Below are 20,795 nucleotides of genomic sequence, written 5' to 3'. Positions count from 1 at the left end.
AGCTCAGTCGAGCATGCTGATTGCCGTCGGCGCATCTTCGCGCTTCTCGGCCAGTTCTTCGAACTCGTTGATCGCGTCGATTTCGGTGCCCATCGAAATGTTGGTCACACGTTCGAGGATCACTTCGACAATCACCGGCACGTTGAACTCGGAGAGCATCGATTGCGCTTTCAGCAGGGCCGGCTTGAGTTCTTCCGGTTTGAACACGCGGATCGCCTTGCAACCCAGGCCTTCGGCAACCGCGACGTGGTCCACGCCGTAGCCGTTCGTTTCCGGCGAGTTGATGTTCTCGAAGCCGAGTTGCACGCAGAAGTCCATATCGAACGCGCGCTGCGCCTGGCGGATCAAACCGAGGTACGAGTTGTTCACCACCACGTGCACGTACGGCAGCTTGAATTGCGCGCCGGCTGCCAGCTCTTCGATCATGAACTGGAAGTCGTAGTCGCCCGAGAGCGCGACGATCGGACGTTGCGGGTCTGCTGCACGCACGCCGAGCGCTGCCGGGATCGTCCAGCCGAGCGGGCCTGCCTGGCCGCAGTTGATCCAGTTACGCGCCTTGTAGACGTGCAGGAATTGCGCGCCGGCGATCTGCGACAAACCGATCGTGCTCACGTAGCAGGTATCGCGGCCGAACACCTGGTTCATTTCTTCGTACACGCGCTGCGGCTTCATCGGCACGTTGTCGAAGTGCGTCTTGCGATGCATCGTCCGCTTGCGTTGCTGGCAATCGGCGACCCATGCGCTGCGGTCCTTCAGCTTGCCGGCAGCCTTCCATTCCTTCGCCACTTCAACGAACAGTTCGAGCGCGAACTTCGCGTCCGACACAATGCCGAGGTCCGGGCCGAACACGCGGCCGATCTGCGTCGGCTCGATGTCCACGTGCACGAACTTACGGCCCTTGGTGTAAACCTCGACGCTGCCCGTGTGACGATTCGCCCAGCGGTTGCCGATGCCGAGCACGAAGTCGGAGGCGAGCATCGTCGCGTTGCCGTAGCGGTGCGAGGTTTGCAAGCCGACCATGCCGGCCATCAGTGGATGGTCGTCGGGAATCGCGCCCCACGACATCAGCGTCGGGATCACCGGCACGCCGACGGTTTCGGCGAATTCGACCAGCAGGTCTTCAGCGGCTGCGTTCAGCACGCCGCCACCCGAGACGATCAACGGTTTTTCAGCGTCATTCAAAAGCTTCAACGCGGCTTCGATCTGTTTGCGGGTCGCTTTCGGCTTGTAGACCGGCAGCGGCTCGTACGTGTCGATGTCGAATTCGATTTCGGCGAGCTGCACGTCGATCGGCAGGTCGACCAGCACCGGACCCGGACGGCCCGAGCGCATCAGGTGGAAGGCCTGCTGGAACACGCGCGGCACCAGCGCCGGTTCGCGCACGGTGACGGCCCACTTGGTGACGGGCTTGGCGATCGATTCGATATCGACGGCCTGGAAGTCTTCCTTGTACAGACGCGCACGCGGCGCCTGGCCCGTGATAGCCAGAATAGGAATCGAGTCGGCCTGAGCGGAGTACAAACCGGTGATCATGTCGGTGCCGGCGGGGCCCGAGGTGCCGATACACACACCGATGTTGCCCGGCTGGGCGCGCGTATAGCCTTCGGCCATGTGCGACGCACCTTCGACGTGACGCGCCAGCACATGGCTGATGCTGCCTGCTTTGCGCATGGCCGAGTAGAACGGGTTGATTGCTGCGCCCGGAACGCCGAATGCGGTGTTGATGCCTTCTTTTTCGAGCACCAGCACGGCTGCGTCGACGGCTCTCATCTTGGCCATGAATGTCTCCTGAATGTCTGGGGTGGGCGAATAGGTTGGCTGACGAATTCGCTGACGGATATGCAAACCAAAGGTGTTGATCGAACTGTAGGCTTCACCTAAAGGTTTGATAAGATCAGTCCGGGTCGCTTATTTCGAAACAAAAAGTATGGAATGGGCCTGACGGTAGGAGACAGGGGAGGGACAAAAAATGGACCGCTTCAAACAAATCGAAACTTTCGTGCGCGTCGCCGATGCGGGCAGTCTCGCGGCCGCCGCGCTGGAGGAGGGGGTGTCGCCGGTGATTCTCGGGCGCCGCATCGACGCGCTCGAAAAGCGCCTCGGCGTGAAGCTGATGTACCGCTCGACGCGCCGTCTTGTGGTCAGCGAAGAAGGCGCGGCGTTTCTCGAGCGCTGCCGCGGCCTGCTCACTGAATGGGACCAGGCGGAAAACGAACTGAGCGCCGGACGGCGCGCGGTGAACGGTCATCTGATCGTGTCGGCGCCGGCCGCGTTCGGACGCAAACACGTTGCGCCGCTTGCGCCGGCTTTTCTCGCCGACAAGCCCGAATTGCAGGTGTCGTTCAACCTGACCGACCGGGTCGTGGACCTGGTGCGCGAGGGGTACGACCTGTCGATCCGAATCGGCGGCGCGGTGGATCCGAATTTCGTCGCGGTGAAACTGGCGTCGAACCGGCGCGTGGTGTGCGGTACGCCGGAATATTTCAAGAAATACGGCAAACCCAAAACACTTGAAGATCTGCCCCAGCACAATTGCCTCGCGTTCAACTTGCAAGGCGGGCAGAACCGCGGCTGGTACTTCCGCCGCAACGGCAAACTGGCGACGGTGCGGGTAGGCGGCACGCTCGATTGCAACGACGGCGAGCTGCTGCATCGCTGGGTGTCAGAAGGGCTCGGGCTCGGCTGGCGCTCCACGTGGGAAATCCAGCAGCAACTGGCGCGCGGTGAGCTGGAAACCGTGCTGGATGAATACGCGCTGCCCGACTACGACATTCTGGCGGTCTATCCGCAGCAGCGTTACGTGCCGGCCAAGGTGCGCTACTTCATCGACTACCTGAAAGAGGTGTATGCCAGCGAGGATTACTGGAATCGTCCGACTTATTGAGTGCGGGCTGACGGTAATTTTTCGCGGATTTCACGCGAAGCCGGGAATAAACTTGGTATGCAGCCGGTCATGTTGGATGACAAGTCAATAGCTTAGCCGCAATGCCCGGAGGGCCGAGGTGGGTCAACCCGATTCAAATGCCGCCCGCGCGCACGACGCCGATGCAGCGAGGAACCGCCGTTTTCAGGAACTGGCGCTCCCGCATCTCGACGCCGCGTACAACCTTGCGCGCTGGCTGTGCGGTAACGCCAACGATGCCGACGACGTCGTGCAGGAAGCATTCATGCGCGCGTTTCGTTTCTTCGACACGTTCCGTGGCGACTCTGCGCGGCCATGGCTGCTGGCGATCGTGCGCCGCACCTGGTACACGGAATGGCGGCGGCGGGCGTCGTCGCATGAGGTGGTCGAGTTCGACGACACCATGGACGAGGCGACCTTCGATGGCTGGAGCACGGGCGGCGCGGATCCGCAGACGCTCCTGATCCGCGACGAAGACACGAAGCTCGTGCACGAGGCGCTGGCGCAGTTGCCGGTCGAGTATCGGGAGGTGCTGATCCTGCGGGAGCTTGAAGAAATGGGTTACCGGGAGATCGCGATGGTCGCCGATGTGCCGATCGGCACGGTGATGTCGCGACTCGCGCGGGGCAGGCGCAAGCTGGCCACGCTGCTGATGGCGAAGCAGGGTGGTGGCCTTCCGGGAGGTGGAAGTCCGCCGCGAGCAACACCGTCGGGTACCTCTGCGGCGCCCACGGCTTCTGTCACACCACTCCGGGCGGCCTCCAACGGCCGTCCATCCAACAACCCCGGCGCGAGTGCTGCCGGCTTAGCCCAGGAGACGCCAGATGGACTGTAACGAAGCGCGGCCGCTCCTCGATGCGAACGCCGACCACGAATTGCCCGCGCCGGATGCACAGCGCGTCCAGCAGCATATCGAGAGCTGCGACGCCTGCCGGCGCGAAAGCGAAAACCTGCATACGTTGAGCGCCTCGCTGCGCGCACAGCCTTATTACCGGGCGCCGGATGCCCTGCGGGCGCGGATTCTTGCTGCCCTCCCGGAGGGTGACGTGGCCGCTGACGAGCCTATCGAAGCCCCGCGGGCCACGGCACAGCCGAGGCCGAAGCGAAGCTGGTTGGGGAACTGGCTGAATGGCTGGCTGCGTCCGCAAGGTGCGATGGGGCGGCCGGGCGGCGGCGTAGGCTCAGGCTCAGGGGCAATGATCGGGCAGGGCTGGCTCGTCGCGCTGGTGGTCGCGCTTGGTGCGGTGGCGGTGGGCGTGACCATGAGCCAGCATCGTCCCGCGCAAGGTGGCGGGTTCTCCGATGAACTGGTCGAAAGCCATGTGCGGGCGCAAATGTCCGGCCACGACATCGACGTCATTTCGACTGACCGGCACACGGTCAAGCCGTGGTTCAACGGCCGGATCGACTATTCGCCGCCGGTCGAGGACCTCGCGGCGAGCGGTTTTCCGCTTGAAGGCGGCCGTCTGGATTACATCGCGCATCAGCGGGTGGCGGTGCTGGTGTACCGCTATCAGAAGCACATCATCGACGTCTACGTGTTTCCGGAAGTGCGCTCCGCCGATGCTGGACCAGAAGCCGCGGCCGGGCTTTCGATGGCGCAGACCCGCGAGGGTTACTCGCTTGCGCACTGGAACGCGCAGGGGATGACCTGGTGGGCGGTCACCGACGCCGCGCCGGACGCGCTCAGTGGGCTCGAAAAGGCGCTGAAAGCCCGTCTGGCGGGCGGCAGCGAGCAGACCGAAGGCGGTTGAGCGGGTGTCGCGTGCGCGATCCGGGGGGATTTTTCCGGGCGCGCATGCGCGGCGGCCTTGTGTCCCGTATGTTCGCGTTTATCCGCTTCGTCCTAAACCCTTGAAAACACACCCGATTCGGGCGCCGGATTAACGGGATATCTTGCAACCCGGCCCTAATCGGGTTACACTCTTTGGCTTCTCACTTGCCACACCGGTTCAGACGCCCGGGTGGCTCTAATCCACAAGTCCACAAGGAGTGTGTATGCGTCATTATGAAATCGTCTTTATTGTGCACCCCGATCAGAGCGAGCAAGTGCCCGCCATGATCGAGCGTTACAAGAGCACGATCACCTCGCACGGTGGCCAGATCCACCGTATCGAAGACTGGGGCCGTCGCCAACTGGCCTACATGATCGAGAAACTCGCGAAGGCTCACTACGTCTGCATGAACATCGAATGCGACCAAACCACGCTCGACGAGCTGGAACACGCATTCAAGTTCAATGACGCGGTTCTGCGTCACCTGATCGTCAAGATGAAGAAGGCCGAAACCGGTCCGTCGCCGATGATGAAGGAAGTGCAGCGCGAAGAAGCCAAGAAGTCGGCTGCTACGCAACCGTCCGAAGCGCAGGCTTAAGACACACTATTTAAGCTACCAGACGAAAGCGTCGCTCTCGCCAAAGGCTACATGAATCGGCTGCAACTTACGGCCAGCGTCGTTGAACGCGAACCGGTGCGGTACACCCCCGCCGGCGTTCCGATTGCAGGCTGCACGTTGCACCACCGCACGGAAGTCGTCGAAGCCGGTATTGCCCGGCAAGTCGAACTGACCATGCAGGCGGTAGCCGCAGGTGAGGCGAGCGGTAAGCTGGAAGGCTGTCAGATGGGCGTAGAAACGCTCTTCACAGGCTTTCTGGCGAAAAAGCACCGCAACGCAAGAACTCTGGTATTTCACATCACAGAATTGCAGGACATTGGAAAGGACTGAACATGCCCCGCCCGACTGGTAAGAAATTCGACAAGCGTCGTCAGCAACAAAATCCGCTCTTCAAGCGCAAGAAGTTCTGCCGTTTCACGGCCGCTGGCGTCGATCACATCGACTACAAGGACCTCGAAACGCTGAAGGACTTCATCGGCGAAAACGGCAAGATCACGCCGGCGCGTCTCACGGGTACGAAGTCGCACTATCAACGCCAGCTGGACACGGCAATCAAGCGCGCACGTTTCCTCGCGCTGGTGCCGTACACCGACCAGCACAAGGCCTAACCCGACGACGCGATAAGGAGTATCCGAATGCAAATTATTCTTCTGGAAAAAGTCGTCAATCTGGGCAACCTGGGCGATATCGTGAAGGTCAAGGACGGTTACGCACGTAACTTCCTGATCCCGAACAAGCAAGCTCGCCGCGCAACGAAGGAAGCCCTGGCTGAATTCGAAGTTCGCCGTGCAGAACTGGAAAAGATCGCCGCTGAAAAGCTGGCTGCCGCTCAAGCTCAAGGCGAAAAGCTGGCAGGCTCGACGGTTCAGATCAATCAGAAGGCTGGCGTCGACGGCCGTCTGTTCGGTTCGGTGACGAATGCGGACATCGCTGACGCACTGGTTAAGCAAGGCTTCGCAGTGGAAAAGGCGCAAGTGCGTCTGCCGGAAGGCCCGCTGAAGCTGGTTGGCGACCACGCTGTTCAGATCTCGCTGCACACCGACGTTCTCGTCGATGTCAACGTGGCTGTGATCGGCGAACACGTCTAAGCATCAGTTAGCATCTGCCAGGTTGTTGCTGGCAAAAGGCAGGGGCCGGGTGACCGGCCCCTGCCTTTTTTGTTGCCCGTTTCCGATGTATCGAAGTATCGGTTTTGATTTCCCTCCGCGCGCATTTACCCGATAATTCCTCTCCATGAACGCACCGTCCAAAGATCCCCAAATCGAGTCGCTGAAAGTCCCGCCGCATTCGATCGAAGCCGAGCAGTCGGTGCTGGGCGGCCTGCTGCTCGACAACGCGGCATGGGACCGCATCGCCGACTTCCTGTCGCAGAGCGATTTTTACCGATACGACCACCGCATCATTTTCGAGCACATCGGCAAGCTGATCGCGGCGACGCGTCCGGCCGACGTGATTACCGTGTACGAGGCGCTCGGCACCTCGGGCAAGGCGGAAGAGGTCGGCGGTCTGGCGTACCTGAACGCGCTGGCGCAGAACACGCCGAGCGCGGCCAATATCCGCCGCTATGCGGAAATCGTGCGCGATCGCGCGGTGCTGCGCCGTCTCGTATCCGTGGCCGACGAAATTTCCGCCGACGCTTTCAACCCGCAGGGTAAGGAAGTCCGCCAGTTGCTGGACGAAGCCGAATCGAAGGTGTTTTCGATTGCTGAAGACGGCGCGCGTGGTACGCAGGGCTTCCTGGAGATCGGGCCGCTCCTGACCGAGGTGGTGGAACGTATCGACACGCTGTATCACACCGCGAATCCGAGCGATGTGACGGGCACGCCGACTGGCTTCGTCGATCTGGATCGCATGACTTCGGGCATGCACGGCGGTGAGCTGATCATCGTGGCAGGGCGCCCGTCGATGGGTAAAACGGCGTTTTCGATGAACGTCGGCGAGTATGTGGCGGTCGAGTATGGCCTGCCGGTCGCCGTGTTCTCCATGGAAATGCCGGGCTCGCAGCTCACCATGCGTATGCTGGGCTCGGTCGGCCGGCTCGACCAGCACCGTATGCGGACTGGGCGTCTGACTGACGAGGATTGGCCGAAGCTCACGCACGCGGTGCAGAAAATGAGCGAGGCGCAGATTTTCATCGACGAAACCGGTGGTTTGAACCCGATGGAACTGCGCTCGCGCGCGCGCCGGCTGTCGCGCCAGTGCGGCAAGCTGGGCCTGATCATCATCGACTATTTGCAGCTGATGAGCGGTTCGTCGTCGGGCGAAAACCGTGCGACCGAAATTTCGGAAATCTCGCGTTCGCTGAAGAGTCTCGCTAAAGAACTCGACGTACCCGTGATCGCCTTGTCGCAGCTCAACCGGGGTCTCGAACAGCGGCCGAACAAGCGGCCGATCATGTCTGACTTGCGTGAATCCGGCGCTATCGAGCAGGATGCGGACGTCATTCTGTTCATTTACCGCGATGAGGTCTACAACCCGGACAGCCCCGACAAGGGCACCGCGGAGATTATCATCGGCAAACAGCGGAATGGTCCGATCGGCCCTGTTCGGCTCACGTTCCACGGCCAATTCACGAAGTTCGACAATTTTGCCGGTGCGCAGAATTTCTACAGCGAGTAGAGACACAACTGCGGAGATAACTGTTGGGACTGTTGTAACGGTGCTTTCAAAAGTGCGGCATCGATCCCGGAACGGTACAATGTGGCGGTTTTATGTCAGCCATAATGTGACCAATTTTCGGGATCCCAATGTTCGGTCGATTCATGCCCACCGAGGGCAAGTTCTTTGAAATTTTCAATGCGCACGCAACGTGCATCGTCTCAGCAAGCCGCGAACTCGAACTGCTGATCGACAACCTGCAGGACGCCGAGACCCACAAGCAAAACGTGCAGAAGGCCGAAAAGGCCGCTGACAAGCTCACGCACGAAACCATCGACCTGCTGCACAAGACCTTCATCACGCCGCTCGACCGCGACGAGATCCACAAGCTGATCACCACGATGGACGACATCCTCGATCTGATGGAGGACGTCGCCACCGCTATCTCGCTGTACGACGTGCAGGCGGTGACCTCCGAAGCGAGCCAGTTGGCGCATATCTGCACGGCTACCTCCGAGCGTGTGCAGTTCGCCGTCAGCCTGCTGTCGGACATGAAGCAGGCGAGCCAGATCCTGAAGGCGTGCGAGGACATCGACCGTCTGGAATCGGAAGCCGACCGCGTGCTGCGCTCGGCGATGTCGAAGCTTTTCCGCGAAGAAGACAACGTCAAGACGCTGATCAAGCTGAAGGCCATTTACGAACTGCTCGAAACGATCACCGACAAGTGTGAGGACGTGGCGAACATCATCGAAGGCATCGTGCTGGAAAACGCATAATGCAATCGATACAACTCGCTATCTGGGTCGTTGCCGGCCTGGTTGCCGTCGCGCTGATTTTCGACTTCATGAACGGCTTCCACGACGCGGCGAATTCGATCGCCACGGTCGTGTCGACCGGTGTGCTGAAGCCGCAGCAGGCCGTGGCTTTCGCGGCGGCATTCAACGTTATCGCCTATTTCGTGTTCCACCTGAAGGTGGCGCAGACGGTCGGCAAGGGCACGATCGATCCGAATATCGTCGACCACTACGTCATTTTCGGCGCGCTGGTCGGGGCGATCGGCTGGAACATCATCACGTGGCATTACGGTATTCCGTCCAGCTCGTCGCATGCGCTGATCGGCGGCCTGGTGGGCGCGGCGCTCGCCAAGTCGGGCTGGGGTTCGCTCAATATCGACGGGTTGATGAAGACGGTTGCCTTCATTTTCATCTCGCCGCTGCTCGGTTTCGTGCTCGGCTCGTTCTTCATGCTGGCGGTGTCGTGGATCTATTTCCGCACGCCACCGAGCAAGGTCGACCGGCGCTTCCGGCGTCTGCAACTGGTGTCCGCAGGCTTGTACAGCCTCGGCCACGGTGGTAACGACGCACAGAAGACCATCGGCATTATCTGGATGCTGCTGATCGCGACCGGCTACGCCTCATCGATCGCCGATGCACCGCCGCTGTGGGTGATCGGTGGCTGCTATCTCTCGATGGGCGTTGGTACGTTGTTCGGCGGCTGGCGGATTGTCCGCACGATGGGCCAGAAGATCACCAAGCTGAAGCCGGTCGGCGGTTTTTGCGCCGAGGCGGGTGGGGCGATTACGCTCTTCACCGCGTCGTGGCTCGGCATTCCGGTGTCCACCACGCATACGATTACCGGCGCGATCGTCGGTGTCGGCGCGACGCAGAAGTTGAGTGCGGTGCGTTGGGGAGTAGCGGGCAACATAGTCTGGGCGTGGATTCTGACGATTCCGGCTTCCGCAGCGCTCTCCGCGGCTGCCTGGTGGCTCGGCCATCGCTTCCTGTAAATGCAGTGCGGACGACAAAGGCCGTCCGCGCGTTTTCAGGCTTCAAAGCTCTGTCTCGGAGCCCGGCGCCAAAAGCACCGGGCCTCACACCCCTAAAGCTGCAAATAAAGCGCGCCGCTCAGATCAGCGGTGTGCTGCCTCCATCCATCGGGACGATTGCGCCCGTCACATAGCTCGCGCGGCGGCTCGCCAGAAACAGCGCGACGTCAGCGATTTCCTCCGGTTTTGCATAGCGTCCGAGCGGCACCTTGGCCTGCCCGCGCGCCAGCGCGTCCGCGTTTTCGATGCCTTGCTGCGAGGCTTCCAGCTTGACCGCTTCCTCGACGCGCTCGGTCAGCGTCGAACCCGGATTGATCGCGTTGATGCGGATGCCGTAGCGCGCGTAGTAGTGGGCGAGGCCGACGGTGGCCAGCATCAGCGCGGCATTGGCGGCACCGCCGGCGATATGGATATCGCTAGCGATTTTGCCGCCCATGCCGATGATGTTGACGATCGTGCCGGGTGCGGCGCCGTCGCCGGCCTTGACGCGCTCGGCCATGCGCCGCAGCACTTCCTGCTGCGGGTAGATGTAGGGGAAATACTTGGCTTCCATGGTCGCGCGGAACGCGTCGGCGTCCAGCGTTTCTGGATCATAGCGGCGGGCTGCGCCGGCGCTGTTGATCAAGATGTCGATGGGTCCGACGGCGGTGCTGACTTCCTCGACGATGTCCGCAGCACTGTGCGGTTCGTGCAGGTCGGCACGGGTGCGATGCACGTGCAGACCCTCTTGCTTTAACTGTTCGTAAGCGCGCGCGAGGTTGGCGGGGTCGCGCGAAACGATCGCGACTTTTGCGCCCTCGAGGGCGAACGCCCGGGCGCAGGCGAACCCGATCCCTTTGCTGCCGCCCGTGATTAACACCACCTTGTCATTCAGCCCGAGATCCATCGTTATCACCTGCTGTCGGAAGAATATCGATGACGATAGCAGATCGGCAGCGCAGCGGGGATGGGCAGAGTCGAGGTGAGGAGTGTGCGCGCTACCGGGAGACTGAATTCCGGCGGCACGGTCATCGCTATGAGTGACGAGCCGTGCGTCACGCGCCACTGACTGAAACGTTAGTAACTGCCGTTGGCGAAGCGCGCGATCGGGTCGTCGGTGGTTTGCGTCGGGGCAGGGATGCCACGCGCTGCTGTCGAGGCGCGCATGATCTGCACGCCCGCATTCCCATCGGCTTGCTGCGCTTGCCGAGCCTGGCGCACGGCGACGGAAGCGGGAGGAGGCGGCTCGAACGCATCGGCAGCGGCGTCGATCGGATCAGGCGTACGAGCTGTAACCGTTGGCGGTTCAGTACGCGCAACCGCCGTCTGTTGATTCGCTGAGCCGGCAGCAGCGTCATACGTATTCGCCTGAGCGGCCGACACAGACCCCGGAGACACCGCGCCTGCCGCACGCGCTTGCACCTGCGCGGCGCTCATACCAGGCGGCGGGGGTTCGAACGGATCAGCTTGTGGTGCCGCGGCCACCGTAGGTTGACCGCTTGCAGTCAGCGGCGGACGAGTGGTCGCCGCGACACGCGCCGTTTGCTGTGGCGCCACAGGGTCCGCGGTATAACTCGAAGCTTCCGCCGCAACAGGGGCTCCCGCATACCCCGAAGGCCGCGTCGCCGCAGAATTCGCCGAGTAGCTCGACGCTTGCGCCGCCACCGCGACACCCGCATAAGCCGGTGCCTGAGCCTGAGCCACCGGCGCAACACGCTCGGGTTGAGGCGCCGCAGCCTGATAGCTCGGCGTATCGAACGGCGCCGGTGTCGCAGTCGGTGCTGCGACCCGACGAATACCGTCGAAGCGCTTGGCCCAATAGGGATTGGTCAGGTAGTCGAGCCGCACGGTGCCACCTGTCGACGGCGCGTTCACGAAGCGCAGCTTGCCCACATAAATGCCGACGTGCGAATGCGCGCGTCCGGTGGTGTTGAAGAAAATCAGATCGCCCGGCGCAATTTCATCCGGTTCGATGGATTCGCCGCGGCCGCTCATATCCGCGGTAGTCCGAGGCAGATTCACTGAAGCGGCGCGCGATACCACATAGCGAACCAATCCGCTGCAATCAAAGCCGCTATCGGGCGTATTACCACCCCAGCGGTATGGAATGCCAACAAGACTCATCGCCTGGATCGAGATTTCCTCGCGCCCGATGCTGTGGTCGACAAAATTCGGGAAACCCGGCGGCGGCGCATGATAAGCGCCGTTCGTGACCACAACCGACGAACCCGGCCCGCGCGACGTCTTTTGCGGCGCGCCGGCGCAAGCGGCGAGCAGCAAAACGGTCAGCAGCGAAAAGGCGAGTCGGCGCATGAAGACGAAGGGAGCGGTAAACGCTCGTTTAATGGCGGACGATGTCGGGATGGTAGCCCGCCGAACCTGGCTCAGGCAAGAATTCTTGATAACTTACTTGAAGTTTGCGCGCTAAGTGTTGCCCAGCGGGAACGCGTGCCCAATAAAAAAGCCGCGTCCGGGCTGACCCGGACGCGGCTTCTAGCCGAAGCTAAAGCATTGAAACTTAAAGGATCTCCGACGCGTAATCCGCCAGGCGCGAACGCTCGCCGCGCGCCAGCGTCACATGCCCGCTGTGCGCCCAGCCCTTGAAGCGGTCGACCACGTACGTCAGGCCCGAACTGCCTTCCGTCAGGTACGGCGTATCGATCTGCGCGATATTGCCGAGACAGATGATCTTCGTGCCCGGACCCGCTCGCGTGACCAGCGTCTTCATCTGCTTCGGCGTCAGGTTTTGCGCCTCGTCGATGATCAGATACTTGTCCACGAACGTACGGCCGCGCATGAAGTTCATGCTCTTGACCTTCAGGCGCGAGCGGATCAGTTCCTGAGTCGCGGCGCGGCCCCATTCGCCGGCGGCGTCGTCGGTTTTCTGCAGGACTTCGAGGTTGTCGTCGAATGCACCCATCCACGGCTGCATTTTTTCCTCTTCCGTACCCGGCAGGAAGCCGATGTCTTCACCGACCGGCACCGTGGCGCGCGTCACGATGATCTCGTTGTAGCGCTTGTCGTCGAGCACCTGGGCAAGACCAGCCGCGAGCGCGACCAGTGTCTTGCCGGTACCGGCCTGACCCAGCAGCGTAACGAAGTCGATCTCCGGATTCATCAACAGGTTCAGCGCGAAGTTCTGCTCACGATTGCGCGCCGTGATGCCCCACACGTTGTTCTTGTGATGGCCGTAGTCGCGCAAGGTCTGCAGCAGCGCCGTCTTGCCGTTCAGCTCGCGCACCAGCGCATGAAATGTCGGCTCGCCGTTCTGCGGCTCCAGATAGACGAACTCGTTGACCAGCATCGAGGCGCAGAGCGGTCCCGTCACGCGGTAATACGTCGTGCCGGTTTTCGTGTCCTGCCAGCTCTCCATGCCCTTCGCGTGCTTGGTCCAGAAATCCTGGGGCAGCGCGCGGATGCCCGAGTACAGCAGATCGCTGTCTTCGAGCACCTGGTCGTTGAAGTAGTCTTCCGCGGGCAGGCCGAGTGCATGCGCCTTGATCCGCATGTTGATGTCTTTCGACACCAGCACGACCTGGCGATCCATCCGGTCGCGCTGCAACGCCCGCACCACGCCGAGAATCTGGTTGTCGGCCTTGCCATCCGGCAGGCCTTCGACCGGCTCGATGGCGTTGAGCTTGGTCTGGAAGTACAGGCGTCCGGACGCCTCACGGCTGCCGAGACGCGCCAGCGAAATGCCGTCCGAGATGTTGCCGGCGTTCGCCACCAACGCGTCCAGCGTGCGGCTCACCTGGCGAGCGTTACGCGCGACTTCGGACATGCCCTTCTTGTGGTTGTCGAGTTCTTCCAACGTCATCATCGGCAGATAGACGTCGTGTTCCTCGAAACGGAACAGGCAGCTTGGATCGTGCATCAGCACGTTCGTGTCGAGCACGAAAAGCTTCTGCATTTCGAGCGGGTCGGTGGACGCGCCGCGCTTCTTGCTGGTGCCGCGCGTGCTGGGTGCCACGGCTGCGGGCGTGCTGGCGGCCGGGTCTTTCGCGCTTGGCGCGCGCGCGACGACCGGCTGCGATTTGGCCGCAGGCGTAGGAACGACTGCCGGCTCGGCTTGCGGACGGGCAGCGGGAACCGGTTGCAGCAATGCGGCGGTCTGCTTCGATTTGCGTCCACGCGCCGGTGCAGCTTGCTCGGCGGGTGCGGACGCAGCAGGGGAGGCCGACGATGCCGGCACGGGCCGCAACGTGGTTGCGGCATTGGCGGCATGCGCCATCGGTGTGGCGACGTTTGCGCGGCCGTAATCGGCCGACTCTGCTGATTCCCCTCCGACTGCCTGTTTCTTCGCGGCGGAGCGCGCCGGCGTGGCGGCTTTGGCCTTGTATTCGTCAGGCGGCAGGAGATTGCCGAGCTTGCTGGGGGGGGTAGGCAAAGGCATGGTTTCCCTCGAATTAATCGGGTCACATTTCGTGCGCCGCCTGTCGCATTCTGCCGGTGCCAGTGAGTGCGCACGCAGTTTGCGCCCGGAGGCGCGCATTCGGTCTAGAGATGCCGGTTCGCCTGGTTTTCGATCGGCTCCTTAACGGAAGCGCGTGGCCGAGTGAACGCACGGCTTAGCGCAATTAAAAAAGCCGCCGCCCCGGCGTACGGGACAAGCGGCTCGCCTTCGGTTATCGCGTTGCGCCTCATGACTTCGACGGAGCCGATAAAACGGCCGTCAAGTCCGGCGCAGCGACGAAAAGTGTGGGGTGGACAGGCACTCATTGGAACCCAATATAACGCGCCTCAAAGCGCTTGTACAGCCTCCAGAATGTCATCGACATGCCCTGGCACTTTCACGCCACGCCACTCCTGGCGCAGCACGCCTTCGGCGTCGATCAGGAACGTGGAGCGTTCGATCCCACGCACTTCTTTGCCATACATTTTCTTCAATTTCATGACGCCGAAGAGCGCACACAAGGTTTCTTCGGGGTCCGAGATCAACGGAAACGGCAGTTCGAGCTTTGCCTTGAAATTGTCATGGGAGCGCAGGCTGTCGCGTGACACGCCGAGAATTTCCGCGCCGGCCTTCTTGAACTTCGGATAGAGATCGCGGAATTGCAGACCTTCGGTCGTGCAGCCCGGCGTGTTGTCCTTCGGGTAGAAATACAGCACCACCTTCTTGCCCCGCAGCTTGGACAGCGTGATCTCGCCACCGGTAGCGGGGGCGGTAAAGTCGGGGATGGGTTGGTCGACTGCGATGGGCACGAGGTTCTCCGGTTGTTATGGCCGACGCCGCAGCATTTGCACTTGCAACTGCTGCGGCGTCGGCCTGGCATCGAGGCTTTCGGGGAGGGCGACTGGCGCGTGTGGTGGTCGCTCGCGCGGCCTGGTCGTCAGCGCCGGCGAGAGATTGGCCAGTCAGGGCTGGACAATCAACTCGCCGGAGCGACCTGGAATTTCGCCCCACGTAACAGGGTACGATGGCAGCGTGCTGCGGTCTAGCGTGGCGTAGTAATCACCCATGGTCGCGAAGGTATGACCTTGCGCCCGCCAGCCTTCCAGCAGCTGTTCGAAAATCGGCGCGAGCTTTTGTCCTTCGAGCTCCGCGTGCAGCGTAAACACCTGATCGTGCGGATTGTTTTCGGTGTGCTTCAACATCCATGCGGCGACGGTGTGCTCGTCGACCCCATCCACACCCAGTACTTCGTCGAGCGTGGGCAGCGTGGTGGGCATCTGTACGTGCGACAGTTGCCGGCCGTCGACCACCGGCAGATACGGCGAGTGGCCGCGCCCGTCGGACGCGTAGTGCATGCCCCACGCGTCGATCTGCTCGAACGCATGTCCGTTCATCTGCCAGCCCGCCGCACCGTGAGTGACGGGCGGCGCGCCGAAGATCGCGACGAAGCGGTTGAAGCTCTTCTGCATCTGCTTCTCGGTCCACTCCTGATCTTGCGAACGCACGTTGTCCTGCCAGTACACGTGGTCCCAGGTGTGGATGCCGCATTCGAAACCGGCCTCGTGAATCGCGCGCATTTCCGCGGCAGTTTTCACGCCGATATCCGGACCCGGCAGCAGCACGCCGTACATCAATTGCCTGATGCCGTAATGTTCGACCACCGAGGTACGCGACACCTTCTTCAGAAAGCCCGGCCGCAACACGCGGCGCATCGCCCAACCGGTGTGGTCGGGCCCGAGGCTGAAGAGGAAAGTGGCGCGCGCCTTGAAGCGGTCGAAGATGCGCGCGAGATTCGGCACGCCTTCGCGGGTGCCGCGCAGCGTGTCGACGTCGATCTTCAGGACGATACGAGCCAAGGATCAGGCCTTATTGTTGTTCGACGAGGGCGCGCGCTTCGGCGACGTGGCCACGATACGCTTCGAAAATCTTGCGCAGCGCTTCGTCGAAGGTCGACTTCGGCGCCCAGCCGAGTTCCTGCATCGTGTTGTCGATCTTCGGCACGCGGTTCTGCACGTCCTGGTAGCCCGCACCGTAGTAGGCGCCCGAGGACGTTTCGACCAGCTGCACCTTCTTGGCCAGTTCGGCGTATTCCGGGAATTCGGCGGCCAGCGTCAGCATCTTGTGCGCGAGCTCGCGCACCGAGAAGTTGTTGGTCGGGTTGCCGATGTTGTAGATCTTGCCCGTGGCGACGCCGTCCTTGTTTTCGATGATCTTCATCAGTGCGCCGATGCCGTCGTCGATGTCCGTGAACGCACGCTTTTGTGCGCCGCCGTCCACGAGGCTGATGTTCTCGCCGCGCACAATGTGGCCGAGGAACTGCGTGACCACGCGCGAGCTGCCTTCCTTCGGCGTGTAGATCGAATCGAGGCCCGGGCCGATCCAGTTGAACGGACGGAACAGCGTGAAGTTCAGGCCTTCCATGCCGTAACCCCAGATCACGCGGTCCATCAACTGCTTCGAGCACGCGTAGATCCAGCGCGGCTTGTTGATCGGGCCGTACGACAGTTGCGACTCTTCCGGATCGAACTGCTCGTCCGTGCACATGCCGTAGACCTCGGAGGTCGACGGGAACACGAGGTGCTTACCGTACTTGACGGCCGAACGCACGATCGGCAGGTTCGCTTCGAAGTCGAGTTCGAACACGCGCAGCGGTTGCTTCACGTACGTGGCGGGCGTGGCGATCGCGACCAGCGGCAGGATCACATCGCACTTCTTGATGTGATATTCCACCCACTCCTTGTTGATCGTGATGTCGCCTTCGAAGAAGTGCATCCGCTCATGGTTGATCAGGTCACCCAGACGTTCGGTCTGCATGTCCATCCCGAAGACTTCCCAATCGGTCGTTTCGAGAATGCGTTTGGACAGGTGATGGCCAATGAAGCCGTTCACACCCAGAATCAGGACTTTTTTCATGAGTAACGGGGAGTTTCGAGGGGAGTTTGGATGAGCCGGGCGAATTCGGACGGGGTAACGACGGTTTCGCTGCCGTCGTGCAGGTGCCGCAATTCGTGGATGGCGATCGAGCGACCGTCGCCGCATATCGCAAAAACGGCATTATCGCTTACGTGCAGGCCCGGGGGCAAATCCGAGCGAAGCGCGCCGGGCTGAGCCAGACGCGCACGGGCGATGATGAAACGGTGGCCTTCGAGATCCGTAAACGCGCCGGGATAGGGCGGCGCGACCGCGCGGATCAGGTTGTAGACCTGCTGCGCGGCTTGCGTCCAGTCGATCCGGCCGTCCTCAGGCTTGCGCCCGCCATAGTAGCTGCCGTGCGCCAGATCGTTCGGCAGATGTGGCGCTTCGCCCGCAAGCAGCGCCGGGAGCACGCGCCACAACGTTTGTTCCGCAGCCACCGTGACTTTGTCGAACACTTGCGCGGCGGTGTCGTCGGGCAGGATCGGCACCGGCGTTTGCGCGATGATCGCGCCCGCGTCGGGCTTGGCGGCCATTTCGTGCAGCGTCGCGCCGGTTTCGGTTTCGCCGTGGATCACCGCCCAGTTGGTCGGCACGCGGCCGCGGTACTTCGGCAGAAGCGAGCCGTGCATGTTGTAAGCGCCCCGAGCGGCGAGCGCCAGCAGGTCGACCGGCAACATGTGGCGGTAGTAGAACGAGAAGATGAAGTCCGGGCGCGCGGCGCTCACCGCGCTGCGCAGTTCCGGGCTCTTCGGATCGGCCGGCGTGACGACGGGAATGCCGTGCTCGGCCGCAACCGAGGCGACACTGCCGAACCAGATGTTTTCGGTCGGGCTGTCCTCATGCGTGACGACCAGCGCCACGTCGACGCCACGCGCGAGCAGCACCTGCAGGCAGCGCACGCCGACGTTGTGATACGCGAAAACGACGGCGCGCGGCTTCATGGATTTGGGTCCTGATCGATCAGCGGCGCGGCCTGCACGGCTTGCACAACCGCCTGACGCGGCGCTTCGGTGACGGTGGTGCCGTCGCGCTGCTCGAGAATCGTCTGCACCAGATAACGCGGACGCGCGCGCACCTGCTGATAAATCCGGCCGATGTATTCACCCAGCAGGCCCAACGCGAAGATGATCACGCCAAGCAGGAAGAAGATGACAGCGAACAGCGTGAACACACCTTGCACTTCCGCGCCGATGATAAAGCGCCGAATCAGCAGCAGCACGAACAGCGCCGCGGATCCAAGCGACAGGATCACGCCAATGAACGATAGCCATTGCAGCGGCACTACCGAGAAACCGGTGACGAGGTCGAAATTCAAACGGATCAGCGAATACAGTGAGTACTTCGACTCGCCGGCAAAACGCTCTTCGTGCGCGACTTCGATCTCGACCGGATTCTGCGAGAACGTGTACGCGAGTGCCGGAATGAAGGTGTTGATTTCACCGCAGCGATTGATCGTGTCGATGATGTGCCGGCTGTACGCGCGCAGCATGCAGCCCTGGTCGGTCATCTTGATGCGGGTGATGCGCTCGCGCAGACGGTTCATTGCGCGCGACGCCTTGCGGCGCCACAAGCTGTCCTGGCGTTGCAGACGGATCGTGCCGACGTAGTCGTAGCCTTCGCGCATCTTGTTGACCAGCTTGCTGATTTCTTCCGGCGGATTCTGCAGGTCGGCGTCGAGCGTGATCACGATCTCGCCGCGCGATTGTTCGAAGCCCGCCAGAATCGCCATGTGCTGGCCGTAGTTGCCGTTCAGCAGAATCACACGGGTCGTGTCGGGCCGGGCGCGGAACTGATCGGCGAGCAGCGCGGGGGATTTGTCGCGGCTGCCGTCGTTGATGAAGATCACTTCATAACCGGTGCCGAGCGCGTCGAGCGCCGGGTAGAGGCGCGCGAACAGCGCGGCCAGCCCGGCTTCCTCGTTGTACACCGGGATGATGATCGACACTTCCGGTGCGACGGCGCGATGTTCCGAATAAATCATTTCCGCTTATTTTCCGTATTGTTCGCAAATTTCATTGACCGCGCGGCAGACCCGCTCCACGTCGCCCTCATTCATCAGCGTGAACAGCGGCAGCGTGACCGTGCTGGCGCCATAGCGCTCCGCGTGCGGGAACATGCCCTCCTTGAAGCCCTTTGCGCGATACAGCGAGAACAGATGGATCGCCGGGTAGTGCACGCCCGAACCGATGCCGCGTTCCTTCAACTGACCCATGAAGCCGGCGCGGTCGATCGAGAGTTTTTCGAGCGGCAGCGTGATCAGGAACATGTGCCAGTTGCTGTTTTCAAAATCCGCCAGCGGCAGGCCGACGCCCAGTTTGGCCGCCGCGCCGCCTTCGAAGCCCGCGAAGTACGCGCGCGCCAGTTTCTTGCGCTGCGCAATGAAGCGTTCGAGATGCGGCATCTGGCCAAGGCCGACACGCGCGGCAACGTCCGTCAGGTTGTACTTGCCGCCCAGCAGGTCGCAGTCCATGCAGTCAAAGCCGGTGCGGGTGATCCCTTGCAGGCGGTACTTCTGCGCGAGGATGGCTTCTTCCTCATTGTTCAGCACCAGTGCGCCGCCTTCGATCGAGGTCAGATTCTTGTTCGCGTGAAAGCTGAACGAGACGATATCGCCGAGCTTGCCGATGCGCTCGCCTTTCCACGTCGAGCCGAACGCCTGCGCGGCGTCTTCGATCACGCGCAGCTTGTGGGCGCGGGCAATCTCGTACAGCCGGTCCATGTCGACCGGCAGGCCCGACAGGTACACCGGAATGATCGCCTTGGTGCGCGGCGTGATGGCCTTTTCCAACAGATCCAGGTCGATGTTGCGAGTCACCGGATCGATGTCGACGAACACCGGCGTCGCGCCGACTTCGTAGACCACATTGCTGGTCGCAACCCACGAGGCGGGGGTGGTGATGACTTCGTCGCCTTCGCCCACACCGGCGATGCGCAGGCCGATTTCGAGCGTCGCGGTGCCGGAATTGAACGTGCGCACCGGACGGCCGCCGCAGAACTCGGACAACGCCGCTTCGAACTTCTGGTTCTGCGGGCCGGTGGTGATCCAACCGGAGCGGAGCACGTCGGCGACGCCCTGAATCGTTTCTTCATCGATCTCAGGTTTGACAAACGGCAAAAACGGGACTGTTGACTGGCTCATGAATGCTTCGCTCGATTGAAAGGGGCGCAACCCGAAGGGCGCGAAGTAGATCACAAACTACGCGCAAACCCAAGGCCACGACTAAAAAGGGCGCAACCGCCAAGCTTACCGCGGCCAAGCTTACGTTTTACTTAGCCGGCGGCGGTGCCCGGCTTACCGCATCTTTTTCCGCCGGCATTTTCGCGGCGCGTGCATCGGTGCAGCGCAATAAACGGTAATAAATCGTGCCCGGCACAGCGCTGCCGGGGCCGTGCCGCCTAGCTGCGCGCCAGGACGACCACGCCGATCAGGATGACGCCGATCCCCACCAGCTTCTGCACCGACATCACTTCGCCGAATAGATACCACGCCGCGAACGCGTTGACGACGTATCCGAGCGACAGCATCGGATAGGCGATCGACACGTCCACCCGCGAGAGTCCGATCACCCATACGCCCACGCTGATCACATAACAGGCCAGCCCGCCGATGATCGGCGGTTGGGTCGCGAGGCGAAAGGCGATGGGCAGGATGTTCGCACGGGTGAATTCGAAGTGTCCAACGGCATTCGTTCCGGCTTTGAGCAGCAACTGCGCACCGGCGTTCAACGTGACGCCAGCGAGGATACAAAAGAGCGAAATCGGGTTCATCGAACGGTCAGTTCCTGAGA

Annotated in this window: 21 protein-coding genes; 10 read left to right on the top strand and 11 right to left on the bottom strand. The window is 62.0% G+C overall.

Translation table 11 applies throughout. The annotated features are described in order from the left end of the window. Positions 1-3: 3 nt before the first annotated feature. Entirely contained in the window at positions 4-1,779 is a 1,776-nt protein-coding gene (gene gcl / locus KHO30_RS17180; protein ID WP_093632613.1) for a glyoxylate carboligase, read from the bottom strand. A 190-nt stretch (positions 1,780-1,969) separates the two neighbouring features. Here gcl and KHO30_RS17175 point away from each other — a divergent pair, with 190 nt between their 5' ends. From KHO30_RS17175 to KHO30_RS17130, 10 genes are all read left to right on the top strand, one after another. Then, complete coding sequence (locus KHO30_RS17175) at positions 1,970-2,884, top strand: LysR family transcriptional regulator (protein WP_093632614.1); 915 nt, start codon at positions 1,970-1,972, stop codon at positions 2,882-2,884. A 118-nt stretch (positions 2,885-3,002) separates the two neighbouring features. Further along, entirely contained in the window at positions 3,003-3,737 is a 735-nt protein-coding gene (locus KHO30_RS17170) for an RNA polymerase sigma factor (RefSeq protein ID WP_200619905.1), read from the top strand. After that, complete coding sequence (locus KHO30_RS17165) at positions 3,727-4,656, top strand: anti-sigma factor family protein (RefSeq protein WP_211701655.1); 930 nt, start codon at positions 3,727-3,729, stop codon at positions 4,654-4,656. The genes KHO30_RS17170 and KHO30_RS17165 overlap by 11 nt, the downstream gene beginning before the upstream one ends. A 244-nt stretch (positions 4,657-4,900) precedes the next feature. Continuing rightward, positions 4,901-5,275, top strand: coding sequence for a 30S ribosomal protein S6 (gene rpsF / locus KHO30_RS17160; RefSeq protein ID WP_006048823.1), 375 nt, complete (start codon positions 4,901-4,903; stop codon positions 5,273-5,275). 51 nt (positions 5,276-5,326) lie between these two features. Next, positions 5,327-5,626: a primosomal replication protein N gene (gene priB, locus KHO30_RS17155; RefSeq protein WP_028196682.1), complete on the top strand. Its 300-nt coding sequence runs from the start codon at positions 5,327-5,329 to the stop codon at positions 5,624-5,626. Between the two features lie 2 nt (positions 5,627-5,628). Beyond that, the gene (rpsR, locus tag KHO30_RS17150; protein WP_007182109.1) at positions 5,629-5,904 is read left to right on the top strand and encodes a 30S ribosomal protein S18; all 276 of its coding nucleotides are present in this window, start codon (positions 5,629-5,631) and stop codon (positions 5,902-5,904) included. A 27-nt stretch (positions 5,905-5,931) separates the two neighbouring features. Then, positions 5,932-6,384: a 50S ribosomal protein L9 gene (rplI, locus tag KHO30_RS17145; RefSeq protein ID WP_054034563.1), complete on the top strand. Its 453-nt coding sequence runs from the start codon at positions 5,932-5,934 to the stop codon at positions 6,382-6,384. 145 nt (positions 6,385-6,529) lie between these two features. Next, positions 6,530-7,915 carry a replicative DNA helicase gene (locus KHO30_RS17140; protein WP_063495982.1) on the top strand — a complete coding sequence of 462 codons (1,386 nt, stop codon included), beginning with the start codon at positions 6,530-6,532 and terminating at the stop codon, positions 7,913-7,915. A gap of 128 nt (positions 7,916-8,043) precedes the next feature. Then, positions 8,044-8,670, top strand: coding sequence for a DUF47 domain-containing protein (locus KHO30_RS17135; protein ID WP_012432805.1), 627 nt, complete (start codon positions 8,044-8,046; stop codon positions 8,668-8,670). Further along, complete coding sequence (locus KHO30_RS17130; RefSeq protein ID WP_200619907.1) at positions 8,670-9,680, top strand: inorganic phosphate transporter; 1,011 nt, start codon at positions 8,670-8,672, stop codon at positions 9,678-9,680. The genes KHO30_RS17135 and KHO30_RS17130 overlap by 1 nt, the downstream gene beginning before the upstream one ends. A 118-nt stretch (positions 9,681-9,798) precedes the next feature. Here KHO30_RS17130 and KHO30_RS17125 read toward each other — a convergent pair whose 3' ends face one another. The 10 genes from KHO30_RS17125 to KHO30_RS17080 all read right to left on the bottom strand — a co-directional run bounded on the left by KHO30_RS17125 (position 9,799) and on the right by KHO30_RS17080 (position 20,775). Beyond that, on the bottom strand, positions 9,799-10,605 hold the full coding sequence (locus tag KHO30_RS17125; RefSeq protein WP_211701654.1) for an SDR family oxidoreductase: 807 nt from the start codon (positions 10,603-10,605) through the stop codon (positions 9,799-9,801). A 170-nt stretch (positions 10,606-10,775) separates the two neighbouring features. Further along, the gene (locus KHO30_RS17120; RefSeq protein WP_211701653.1) at positions 10,776-12,011 is read right to left on the bottom strand and encodes a C40 family peptidase; all 1,236 of its coding nucleotides are present in this window, start codon (positions 12,009-12,011) and stop codon (positions 10,776-10,778) included. A gap of 205 nt (positions 12,012-12,216) precedes the next feature. Continuing rightward, on the bottom strand, positions 12,217-14,091 hold the full coding sequence (locus tag KHO30_RS17115; protein WP_211701652.1) for a PhoH family protein: 1,875 nt from the start codon (positions 14,089-14,091) through the stop codon (positions 12,217-12,219). Between the two features lie 347 nt (positions 14,092-14,438). Beyond that, positions 14,439-14,900 carry a peroxiredoxin gene (locus tag KHO30_RS17110; protein WP_054034536.1) on the bottom strand — a complete coding sequence of 154 codons (462 nt, stop codon included), beginning with the start codon at positions 14,898-14,900 and terminating at the stop codon, positions 14,439-14,441. 153 nt (positions 14,901-15,053) lie between these two features. Continuing rightward, the gene (locus tag KHO30_RS17105) at positions 15,054-15,947 is read right to left on the bottom strand and encodes a polysaccharide deacetylase family protein (protein ID WP_211701651.1); all 894 of its coding nucleotides are present in this window, start codon (positions 15,945-15,947) and stop codon (positions 15,054-15,056) included. 10 nt (positions 15,948-15,957) lie between these two features. Beyond that, positions 15,958-17,004 (bottom strand): bifunctional UDP-4-keto-pentose/UDP-xylose synthase, encoded by a 1,047-nt coding sequence (locus KHO30_RS17100; RefSeq protein WP_093632622.1) that lies wholly within the window; start codon positions 17,002-17,004, stop codon positions 15,958-15,960. Next, on the bottom strand, positions 17,001-17,948 hold the full coding sequence (locus tag KHO30_RS17095) for a formyltransferase (RefSeq protein ID WP_200619911.1): 948 nt from the start codon (positions 17,946-17,948) through the stop codon (positions 17,001-17,003). The genes KHO30_RS17100 and KHO30_RS17095 overlap by 4 nt, the downstream gene beginning before the upstream one ends. Next, positions 17,945-18,988 carry a glycosyltransferase gene (locus KHO30_RS17090; protein ID WP_211701650.1) on the bottom strand — a complete coding sequence of 348 codons (1,044 nt, stop codon included), beginning with the start codon at positions 18,986-18,988 and terminating at the stop codon, positions 17,945-17,947. Before KHO30_RS17090 ends, KHO30_RS17095 begins: the two co-directional genes overlap by 4 nt. Before the next feature lie 6 nt (positions 18,989-18,994). Beyond that, positions 18,995-20,146, bottom strand: coding sequence for a DegT/DnrJ/EryC1/StrS family aminotransferase (locus KHO30_RS17085; protein WP_211701649.1), 1,152 nt, complete (start codon positions 20,144-20,146; stop codon positions 18,995-18,997). Between the two features lie 257 nt (positions 20,147-20,403). Next, a complete protein-coding gene (locus KHO30_RS17080; RefSeq protein ID WP_054034531.1) occupies positions 20,404-20,775 on the bottom strand; it encodes an SMR family transporter in 372 nt (123 codons plus the stop codon). Positions 20,776-20,795 lie beyond the last annotated feature (20 nt).

The sequence above is a fragment of the Paraburkholderia aspalathi genome (genome assembly GCF_905220735.1).
Taxonomy (GTDB): Bacteria; Pseudomonadota; Gammaproteobacteria; order Burkholderiales; family Burkholderiaceae; genus Paraburkholderia; species Paraburkholderia aspalathi.
Note: the sequence above shows the minus strand (reverse complement) of the source record. Positions and strands in the feature narration are given on the sequence as shown.

Excerpts from the sequence above, each read along its gene's own strand:
- gcl (WP_093632613.1), bottom strand. The coding sequence starts at position 1,779 with ATGGCCAAGATGAGAGCCGTCGACGCAGCCGTGCTGGTGCTCGAAAAA.
- KHO30_RS17175 (WP_093632614.1), top strand. The coding sequence starts at position 1,970 with ATGGACCGCTTCAAACAAATCGAAACTTTCGTGCGCGTCGCCGATGCG.
- KHO30_RS17165 (WP_211701655.1), top strand. The coding sequence starts at position 3,727 with ATGGACTGTAACGAAGCGCGGCCGCTCCTCGATGCGAACGCCGACCAC.
- rpsF (WP_006048823.1), top strand. The coding sequence starts at position 4,901 with ATGCGTCATTATGAAATCGTCTTTATTGTGCACCCCGATCAGAGCGAG.
- priB (WP_028196682.1), top strand. The coding sequence starts at position 5,327 with ATGAATCGGCTGCAACTTACGGCCAGCGTCGTTGAACGCGAACCGGTG.
- rpsR (WP_007182109.1), top strand. The coding sequence starts at position 5,629 with ATGCCCCGCCCGACTGGTAAGAAATTCGACAAGCGTCGTCAGCAACAA.
- rplI (WP_054034563.1), top strand. The coding sequence starts at position 5,932 with ATGCAAATTATTCTTCTGGAAAAAGTCGTCAATCTGGGCAACCTGGGC.
- KHO30_RS17140 (WP_063495982.1), top strand. The coding sequence starts at position 6,530 with ATGAACGCACCGTCCAAAGATCCCCAAATCGAGTCGCTGAAAGTCCCG.
- KHO30_RS17135 (WP_012432805.1), top strand. The coding sequence starts at position 8,044 with ATGTTCGGTCGATTCATGCCCACCGAGGGCAAGTTCTTTGAAATTTTC.
- KHO30_RS17130 (WP_200619907.1), top strand. The coding sequence starts at position 8,670 with ATGCAATCGATACAACTCGCTATCTGGGTCGTTGCCGGCCTGGTTGCC.
- KHO30_RS17125 (WP_211701654.1), bottom strand. The coding sequence starts at position 10,605 with ATGGATCTCGGGCTGAATGACAAGGTGGTGTTAATCACGGGCGGCAGC.
- KHO30_RS17120 (WP_211701653.1), bottom strand. The coding sequence starts at position 12,011 with ATGCGCCGACTCGCCTTTTCGCTGCTGACCGTTTTGCTGCTCGCCGCT.
- KHO30_RS17115 (WP_211701652.1), bottom strand. The coding sequence starts at position 14,091 with ATGCCTTTGCCTACCCCCCCCAGCAAGCTCGGCAATCTCCTGCCGCCT.
- KHO30_RS17100 (WP_093632622.1), bottom strand. The coding sequence starts at position 17,004 with ATGAAAAAAGTCCTGATTCTGGGTGTGAACGGCTTCATTGGCCATCAC.
- KHO30_RS17095 (WP_200619911.1), bottom strand. The coding sequence starts at position 17,948 with ATGAAGCCGCGCGCCGTCGTTTTCGCGTATCACAACGTCGGCGTGCGC.
- KHO30_RS17090 (WP_211701650.1), bottom strand. The coding sequence starts at position 18,988 with ATGATTTATTCGGAACATCGCGCCGTCGCACCGGAAGTGTCGATCATC.
- KHO30_RS17085 (WP_211701649.1), bottom strand. The coding sequence starts at position 20,146 with ATGAGCCAGTCAACAGTCCCGTTTTTGCCGTTTGTCAAACCTGAGATC.
- KHO30_RS17080 (WP_054034531.1), bottom strand. The coding sequence starts at position 20,775 with ATGAACCCGATTTCGCTCTTTTGTATCCTCGCTGGCGTCACGTTGAAC.